The organism is Streptomyces sp. V3I8, assembly GCF_030817535.1.
Taxonomy (GTDB): domain Bacteria; phylum Actinomycetota; class Actinomycetes; order Streptomycetales; family Streptomycetaceae; genus Streptomyces.
Genome location: NZ_JAUSZL010000002.1, coordinates 14440 through 22341 on the forward strand (window position 1 = coordinate 14440; position 7902 = coordinate 22341).

The 7902-nt window shown below is 71.1% G+C and carries 4 protein-coding genes; 2 read left to right on the forward strand and 2 right to left on the reverse strand.

All coding sequences use genetic code 11. The features are described from left to right. The first annotated feature begins 44 nt into the window (after window positions 1–44). Window positions 45–5369: a neuraminidase-like domain-containing protein gene (locus QFZ75_RS00360; protein WP_307533106.1), complete on the forward strand. Its 5325-nt coding sequence runs from the start codon at window positions 45–47 to the stop codon at window positions 5367–5369. Window positions 5370–5799: 430 nt separating this feature from the next. Then, complete coding sequence (locus tag QFZ75_RS00365) at window positions 5800–6942, forward strand: sorbosone dehydrogenase family protein (protein WP_307533108.1); 1143 nt, start codon at window positions 5800–5802, stop codon at window positions 6940–6942. A gap of 28 nt (window positions 6943–6970) precedes the next feature. On the opposite strand, the gene QFZ75_RS00370 is transcribed toward QFZ75_RS00365, so the two are convergent. Both QFZ75_RS00370 and QFZ75_RS00375 read right to left on the reverse strand, forming a co-directional pair. Further along, entirely contained in the window at window positions 6971–7483 is a 513-nt protein-coding gene (locus QFZ75_RS00370; RefSeq protein ID WP_307533110.1) for a GNAT family N-acetyltransferase, read from the reverse strand. Between the two features lie 177 nt (window positions 7484–7660). Continuing rightward, window positions 7661–7864: an MbtH family NRPS accessory protein gene (locus QFZ75_RS00375; protein ID WP_307533112.1), complete on the reverse strand. Its 204-nt coding sequence runs from the start codon at window positions 7862–7864 to the stop codon at window positions 7661–7663. Between the last annotated feature and the right edge of the window lie 38 nt (window positions 7865–7902).

The window sequence follows — 7902 nt, forward strand, 5'->3', positions numbered from 1 at the left end:
CCGGACACGACCCGGCGCGTGAACAAGCAGATGGAGACACGAACGTGAGCGTTACCGTACAGATCAACGGACCGGCCGCGAACGCGGTGGTACGGCGCACGGTGGTGGTGACCGCCCAGGTGAACGGGCTCGTCGCGCAGAGCGGTGACCACGACCCCTACGACATCCTCAACTCGGTCATGGTGTCCGTCGCCGGGCAGCCCGCGGTGCAGGCGACCGGTTCGGGCGGGGCGTGGACGGCCCAGGTCCCGCTGTCGGCGTCCGTCGCGCCGGGCGCGCAGGTCCCGGTCCAGGTGACCGTCAACTACCACGCGATTTCCTTCTACGTCCCGTACCCCGAGCAGTGGCCCGACGTGTGGTCCGCCAGTTCCGTCGCGCTCAGCAGCTCCCAGACCGTGCAGACACAGGCCGCCCTGCCGCCGGCGTTCACCTGGACGGCCCCCGCCGCCGGCAGCACGGTCGACCTGTTCGAAGGGAGCGGCCAGGTCAACCTCCAGTTCAACGTCACCCGCGCCCAGGTCGCTCCGCTCACCGTCTCCGTCACGCGGGACGGCACGACCATGCCGGTGACGTACGCCGGCGTCACCTCGTACCAGATACCGGTCAGCCTGCTGCCCATGCCGCTGGGGCCGCGGACCGTGACGATCACCTGCACCGATCCCGACGGCCTCACCGCCACGCAGACCCGTACGGTCACCGGCCGCGACGCCTCACCGCCGAACCTGCAGGTCGCACCCGTCACCGTGTTCGGCGACAGCAAGGGCGGCGCGACGGCACCTCTGCAGGGGACGGCGCCGGACGCGCAGAGCGGTATGACGGGCGGCAGCGCCAAGGTGGAGTGGGCGCTGTCCCCCACCGGTACCAGGACGCCGGCGAAGCCGGGGGCCGGCAACGACTGGAGGAACTGGACCGCGGACGTCCCGTTGACCGGGTTCGGTGCGCACACCGTCTACCTGTGGGCGACCGACAATGTGGGCAACGTCGCCGCCAAGGACGTACAGGCGACGGTGATCAGCTCGTACGTGCCCGGGACGCTGGAGCAGCGGCTGGACGAGCGCGAGTATCTCGCCGCGCTGCTGTCCTTCGCGCACGAGCAGGTCACCGTGCCCGGCCCGCCCGCGGCGCCGCTGGACACCGCCACCCTGGTCGCCGCGCTCGGGCAGCCTCTCGACCGGCTCAGCCAGCCGTTGTCGGCCGAGGCCGACCTGGGCGGCCACGAGGTCAACCAACTGCGGATACCCGTCGAGGTCCTGCGGGCCCGCATCGCGGCCACGGGCACCCCCACGGCCCCGGGCGGCAGCCTGGAACTGCGGTACCGCACCACGGCCTACGCGTCGCTGCTCGCCGCCGCCGGAACGTCGTACGCGGAACTGCGGCTGGTCCGGGGCGCCGACACCGCGACCCGCCGGGCCCTCGCCGCCCGGCTGGGCATCCCGCTCTCGTCGACGGCGCCCGACGAACTGGACCAGCTGCTCATCGACGGTCCCGCCATCACCGAGGCGGCGCTGGAGACGCTGTTCGGCCTTCCGTCGACCACCGCGTCCGACCCGCTGCGCGTCCCCGGTGTGCCACTGCTGCTCGGCTGGCGGCTGGCCGCCCAGTCGCTGGCCTGGGCCGGACAGGACCAGCACCCGGATGCGCCGCGGGCCTTCGCCGTGCTCGCCGACCCCGACGTGATCAACGCGGGTGACGTGATCGGCGGACCGACCGGCGACCCCATCCGCAAGCTGTTGACGGACCGGGCCCAGGCGCTCGCCACGTACCGGGCGACCCTGTCGGCCCTCAGGACGGGCAAGACCCCGGCGGCCGCACTGACCGCGATGCTCACGCTGGCGCAGCCCGGCCTCGATCTGGCCGCCCTGGGCGCCCAGGACGCGCAGGGCGTCGACATCGGCGGCGCCCTGGCCGCCCGGGGCCTGCTCCGGGCCGGCTTCCTGTATCTCAAGCGGCTGAGCGCGCTGGCCGCCGCCGGAACGGTCACCACCGCCGAGTGGGACGACGGCCTGGCCGTTCTCACCGGTGCGTACAAGCGCCGGCAGCTGTACCCGGCCTGGCGGGTGGCGGAGTCGGGCTTCGTGCTCTCGCCGGACTTCTTCGTCGCCGGCGGCGCCGGTCCCACGCCCGACCCCTACCGCGCCGGGGGCGAGGCCCGGGCCGAGTGGCAGTCCGTGCTGCGTGCCAGGATCGCGCAGCGCGAGGAGCTCGGCGAAGCCAGCGCCCAGGCCGTGGCGGCCGCCGAACAGGCCGCGCTGCCCGTCCTGCGCGACGCGCTGCTCGCGGACCTGGCCGCCACCGCCACCACGGCGGGCGATGCGGGCGAGTCGATGTCGGCGCGGTTCTTCGTCGACATGCTCGCCGGAGGGACGCTGCGCACGACCCGGATCGGGCAAGCGGTCGAGAGCGTGCAGTCGCTGCTGTCGGCGAAGCGGTCGGGCGAGCTGGCCCCGGACCATCCCGCGGCCGGCTGGACGCTCAAGAACGGACCCGACACGTTCGCCGCCGCCTGGGCGTGGATGGGCGAGCAGGGCACCTGGCAGGCGGCCACCACGGCCTTCCTGTTCCCCGAGCGGCACCTTGATCCCACCCTGCTCGTCCCGAGCGCCAGGACCATGACGCCGGGCACCCCGACGCTGCCGCTGGACGTTCTCTTCGCGCAGGTCAGCGCGCCGGGAACCACGTTCACCGCGGGCACGGCCGTCAAGCTGGCGGCCGACTACCTGGCGGCGAAGAGGATCACTTTCCCCTCCCCGTACACCTATCTCGACCCGCAGCGCAGAGGTGCCCACCAGACCGCCCTCGCGAACCTGTCGGCCGGTGTCGAGAGCACTCCGACGACCGGCCACGCCGACAACCGGGAGATCTTCTGGGCCGTTCCGATGCTGCTCGCGCAGCGCCTGCAGGCGGCCGGAGACCACCGGGCCGCACTCGACTGGTACTGGATCGTCCACCCCTACGACCTCACCGCGCCGACCTCGATCTACAGCCGCATCAACAGCGAGACGCTGTCCGGTCCCGACCTGGCCTTTCCGGCCAACTGGACCGCGAACCTCGACCCGTTCGCGCTGGCGGACTCGGCGTCCGCGAAGCGTCCCAAGCCCTATACCCGGTACACGCTGCTGTCGATCATCGGATGCCATCTCGACTACGCCGACGCGGAGTTCAGCCGGGAGACCGACGAATCGGTCGCGCACGCCCGCAGTCTCTACGTCGCCGCTCGCCGGCTGCTCGGCTCCGCGGCCCTGGTACCGCAGACGCCGACGAACCTCGGCGAACCGGCGCTTCCGGTCCCGGAGGTCCGCACGCTGCGCACCAGGGTGGACATGCAGCTGGCCAAGCTCCGCCAGGGGCGCAACATCGCGGGTATGCCGCGCACCCAGGGTCTGGCGGCCGCGACGGTGAGCCGGCCGACCCCGTACCGCTTCAAGGTGCTGCTGGAGCGGGCCGGGCAACTCGTCGCCCAGGCCGCCCAGATGGAGGCCGGCTACCTCTCCGCCCTGGAGAAGTACGACGACCGCAACCTGCGTGTGTACGACGCCCTCAAGGCGATCGACCTGAGCGCGGCGCAGACCAGGGTGGCGCTCGGCCGGCTCGACGAGGCCAACGACGCCGTCACGGCCGCCACGGCACAGTTGACGAAAGCCGTCACCATGACCGCGTCCTATGCCGCCGCTCTCGACGCGCCGACGAACAAGTACGAGCAGGACCTGCTCGACGACTACGGCGAGATGCGCGACATCAGGGACGCGATCACCGTGGCGGACACGGCGCTCGCCGTCGCGCAGGCGGCGTCGTCCGGCGCCAGCATGATGGACGCGATCTTCAGCGGTGGCGCCCGGCAGGCCCTCGCCATCGCGATGAGCGCGACCGCGGCCGTCAAGGGCGGGTTCCAGATCCAGCAGAACCACCTCGAGGCACAGCTGCAGGCCAACCAGCTGCAGGCCGGCATCGAGCAGCGCAAGGACGAGTGGCGGCGACAGCAGGTGGCCGCCCAGCAGGACACGCAGATCGCCGCCGCGCAGATCACCGTGGCGAACGACCAGGTCACGATCGCCCGGCGGGAACAGGACGTCGCGACGCTCCAGCACGACCAGGCGACGGCCACGCTGACCTTCCTCAACGGCCAGTTCACCAACGCCGACCTGTACCTCTGGATGAGCAACACCCTCGGCGGGGTGTACCGGTACTTCCTGCAGCAGGCCACCGCGACCGCCCGGCAGGCGCAGGCCCAGCTCGCCTTCGAGCGGGCGGAGGCCGCCCGGGTCCTGATCCGTCAGGACTACGGTCAGTCGCCGGCCGAGATGACGTCGAACGCCGGCCCCGACCGGCACGGACTCACCGGCGCGGAACAACTCGCCCAGGACCTCGCCCGTCTCGACGAGTACGCGTTCAGCTCCGCGCGGCGGCGCCTGAACCTCTCGCAGACCTTCTCCCTGGCCCGTCTGATGCCGGTGGAGTTCCTCCGGTTCCGCCGTACCGGCACACTCGCCTTCACCACTCCCACGGCCCTGTTCGACGCCGATTTCCCGGGTCACTACCTGCGGCTGGTCCGCCAGATGCGTACCAGTCTCGTCGCGCTGGTGCCGCCGGACAGGGGCATCCGCGCCACTCTCTACTCCAACGGGATCTCCCGGGTCACCACCGGCCGGGACGGCACGTTCCAGGAGGTCGTGGTGCGCAGCGACCCGGGCGTCGTCGCCCTGACGTCTCCGGTCAACGCCAGCGGGGTGTTCGAGTTCGACGCCCAGTCGGACATGCTGCTGCCGTTCGAGGGCAGCGGTGTGGACACCAGCTGGGAGTTCCGGCTGCCGCCCGCCGCCAATCCGCTCGACTACTCCACCATCGTCGACCTGCTGGTCACGGTGGACTACACCGCCGCGTACGACGACACCTACCGCGACCAGGTGGTCACCAGGCTCAACGCCGACCGGGACCGTGGCGCCGACTGTGTGTTCAGCCTGGCGAGGGACTTCCCCGACCAGTGGTACGACCTCAACAACCCGGCCGGCCCCGCCGATCCGGCCACCAGGTCGGTGACGCTCCCGCTGCGTGACGTCGACTTCCCGACCGGGATCGACAAGCTCACCACCTCGGCCGTCGCCGTTCGCCTGGCGAGCGGCACGACGGTTCCCGACACCGTGATCTCGCTGTCCCGCGGTGCGATCGGCGGCACGGCGACGGCGACCGACGGCATCGCCGGCACCCGGCGCGGCAATGCCACGGCGTGGACCGGATTCCTGGGGACCGGCCCGGCGGGCGACTGGCAGCTCCGCTTCGACGCCGACGCCCGTGCCCTGTTCGACTCCGGCACGCTCGACGACATCCTGCTCGTTCTGAGCTGGAGGGGAGAGGCGCCCGCCTGGACACGCTGACGGGTGCGCCCCTCTGCGGGCGATCACCTGCGGGTGCGGGTGCGGGTGCGGGGCGTACGCGTTCTCAGGTTCCGGCATCGAGGCCGTCGCCGTCGGCGACCCGGGTGAGCTTCGGGTCAAGGGGGCCAGGAGCAACGAGGTGGGGGCCTTGCCGAGCAGATTGCGCGGCATCAGTCCGAGCCGGGTCCGCCGGAGGGAGAGCAACGACCGCCGACGCGTCGTCCTGCGCCCCGCCCCCGAGGCACGCGAACAGGCCCGCCATTTCCCCGCTTTCGCGGGCACCGAGATCGCTGCCGGCCGAGGGGGCGCCCCATCTCCCCCTGGCATCCGGCGCGGCTGGTCTATACCAAGCGACTCCGTCCCACTATCCTCATCCGTGGTCAGCAGCAGCCGCGCGACCTGTCGATGCACCGCCTCCAGGAGGAACACGGTGAGAGTTCGCACCAGAAGCTCGGCGATCGTCGGCACCATCTGTCTCGTCGCCTCCCTCGTCCTGACCGCGGCGTCGGCCGACGAACCGGTCGCCCCACGGCAGGCACAGGCGGCGAAGATCGCCCTCACGAACGTGGCCACGGCCCGGAATCCGACGGCCGGCGCCGCCGGCCCCGGAGGAACGCTCTGGATCGCCGAACGCGCGGGCACGGTGAGGGTCCTGGACGACAAGGGTCTCGGCGGGCCCGTCCTCGACATCAGCGCCGAGACCACCACCGACGGCGAACGCGGGCTGCTCGGGATCGCGTTCGACAAGAAGTTCGCGCACTTCTACATCTCGTTCACGAATCTGGAAGGCACCAGCACCGTGGACGAGTTCGCCGTACGGCACGGCAGGATCCAGCCGCACACCCGGCGTACGGTCCTCACCCAGACGCAGCCCTACGCGAACCACAACGGCGGCGACATCAAGATCGGCCCCGACGGCTACCTCTACATCGCGCTCGGCGACGGCGGCTCGGGCGGTGACCCGCACGGCAACGGACAGAACCTCGACACCCTGCTCGGCAAACTCCTGCGGATCGACCCGAGGGGCGGCAAGCCGTACGCCATCCCGTCGGACAACCCGTTCGTGGACGACCCGAACGCGAGAGCCGAGATCTGGGCGTACGGACTGCGCAACCCGTGGCGGTTCTCCTTCGACGCGCGCACGGGCGACCTGCTGATCGGTGACGTCGGCCAGAGCGACTGGGAGGAGATCGACTGGGCCCCGGCGAGCAGCGGGGGCGGGGAGAACTACGGCTGGGCCCAGATGGAGGGCAGCCATCCCTTCCGTGGCCGCACGGAACCCGCGAACCACGTGCGGCCGATCCACGAGTACGACCGCACCGGCCTCGGCTGCTCGGTGACCGGCGGCTATGTCTACCGGGGCAGGGCGATCCCCGCCCTCAGGGGGCAGTACGTGTTCAGCGACTACTGCGACGGCACCGTTCGCTCCCTGCGGTTGAAGAACGGCAGGGTTACGGGCGTGAACGACCTCGGAGTCAACGGTGGCGAGGTCATCTCCTTCGCTCAGGGCGGCAGTGGCGAACTGTACGTACTCGCCATCGGCGGCAGCGTCTTCCGGATCGACCCGGTGTAAGGACCACCGGAGGAAGCCGCCGATGCCGTCAGGTCGCCTCCGTGGTGGAGATGACGACCATCTGGGTCACCGTGCCGTCCTCGCCGACCACCTCCCGCACGGGCCGGAAACCCAGTCGCCGGCAGAGGGCGAGACTCGCCGTGTTCCCGGCGCCCACCATGCCGTAGGCCTCCTTCAGCCCGAGGTTGTCGGCGGCATGGCGGAGCAGGCCGTGTACGACTTCGGTGCCCATGCCCTGCCCCCAGTAAGCGGGGGCGAGGGCGACGATGAGTTCGTGGCCGTCGACGTTGCCGGTCTTCTTCACCTCGGCGTGGCCGATGTACGTCTCCTGCCACCACACCCCCCACACGTCGAAACGTCGCGTGGGGTAGACGTCGGTGAGCAGGGCGCGGAACGCGGTGCGCAGATCGGCCTCGGGCACCATGTCCTGGCCCATCCAGTGGCACACCTCCTCGTTGCGCAGCAGGGCCACGAAGTGGCTCTCGTCCTCCAAGCGGTAGGGCTTGAAATCCAGCCGTTCGGTTTTCAGGGTGGGCGTCATCGGTGGACTCCTGCGGTGGACTTCTGCGGTGGACTTCTGAGACGGGACGGGGGTGTCCGGTGGGTGATCGGTGGAGTGATCGGTGAGTGATCGGTCGGTACGCCACGGCCGCGGTCCCAGGAGGGCGGTGACCGGCGCCCCCTGGAACCGGGGCCGTGGCTCCGCAGCGGACGGCGGTCAGGACTCCGCGTTCTCCATCCGCTCGCGCAGGCTGCGCGGGCGCATGTCGGTCCACACCTCGTCGACGTAGGCGGAGCACTCCTCCTCGGTGCCCTCCTTCCCGACGGGCTGCCAGCCCGCGGGGACCTCGACGTCGACCGGCCAGAGGGAGTACTGGTCCTCGTCGTTGCGCAGCACCTGGTGGCGGGTGTTCTCGTCCATGTCGTTCTCTCCTGTCGTGACGGGTTCCGGTGGGTGAG